This window comes from Serratia sp. X10 (genome assembly GCF_017811775.1).
In the GTDB taxonomy this organism is placed as follows: Bacteria; Pseudomonadota; Gammaproteobacteria; order Enterobacterales; family Enterobacteriaceae; genus Serratia; species Serratia ureilytica.
In genome coordinates this window covers 1-1,043 of sequence record NZ_JAEIOH010000023.1, presented here as the reverse complement: position 1 = coordinate 1,043, position 1,043 = coordinate 1, and the positions used below count along the sequence as shown (strand labels likewise).

Genomic DNA, 1,043 nt, shown 5'->3' with positions numbered 1-1,043 from the left:
TCGGCGGCGGCAGCGGATCGGCCTCGCCGCGACGGAAAGCGCCGTACAGCGCGCCCAATTCGCGCAGCAGTATGCCGGTCGACCAGCCGTCGGAGACGATGTGATGGCAGGTGAGCAGGAACAGATGCTCCTCATCCGCCAGACGGAGCAGCGCGGCGCGCACCAGCGGCCCCTGCGTCAAATCGAAAGGCGCCTCCGCCAGGTGCTGCGCCAGTTGCCGCGCTCGGCTTTGGGCATCCTGCTGCCCACGCAGATCGTGAACCGTCAACGGCAGCGCGTCTGCCGGCAGAATGTGCGTCTGCGGCTGCCCCTCGACGGTGATAAACCGGCTGCGCAACGCTTCGTGACGGGCATAGAGCGCATCCAGACTCTGCCGCCAGGCAGGCAGATCCAGCTCGCCGCGCAGGCTCAGCGCCAGCGGGATATGGTAGGTTTCGCTCATTCCCTCCAACTGGGTCAGGAACCACAAGCGCTGCTGAGCAAACGACAGCGGCAATGCGGCATCGCGCGGCAGAGCCTCGATCGGCGGCAGCGCTTCACTCGTCCTTTGCAGTTGCTGCGCCACTACGTGCAGCGTCGGATTGGCGAACAGGGTCTGCAACGGCAGCTGCCATTCCATCTGTTGCAGACGGTTGGTCAGACGTACCGCCAGCAGCGAGTGACCGCCCAGTTCGAAGAAGTTGTCGTGGCGGCCAACCCGCTCCACGTTGAGCAACTCGCGCCAGATCTCCGCCAGCAGCGTTTCGCGCTCACCCTGCGGCGCTTCGTACGCCGCCTGGCTCTGCATCCCCTGCGGCTCCGGCAGCGCCCGCCGGTCCAACTTGCCGTTCGGCGACAGCGGCAACGCCGCCACCACCACCCAGGCCGACGGCACCATGTAGTCCGGCAGCGCCGCGCTCACATGCTGCCGCAGCGCGCCCGCCAGCGTCTCTTCCGCCACGTCCGCCGCCGGCACCACCCACGCCACCAGCCGCTTGTCGTCGCCCACCGCGCGCGCATCCACCACCGCTTCGCGCACCGCCGGGTGCGTCGCCAGCGTCGCC

At 68.5% G+C, this 1,043-nt stretch carries 1 protein-coding gene; it reads right to left on the bottom strand.

Going from position 1 to position 1,043, the window contains the following annotated elements; genetic code table 11:
- Nucleotides 1-1,043: condensation domain-containing protein (locus tag J9788_RS24965; protein ID WP_304621819.1), on the bottom strand; the 1,043-nt coding region annotated here is incomplete at both ends.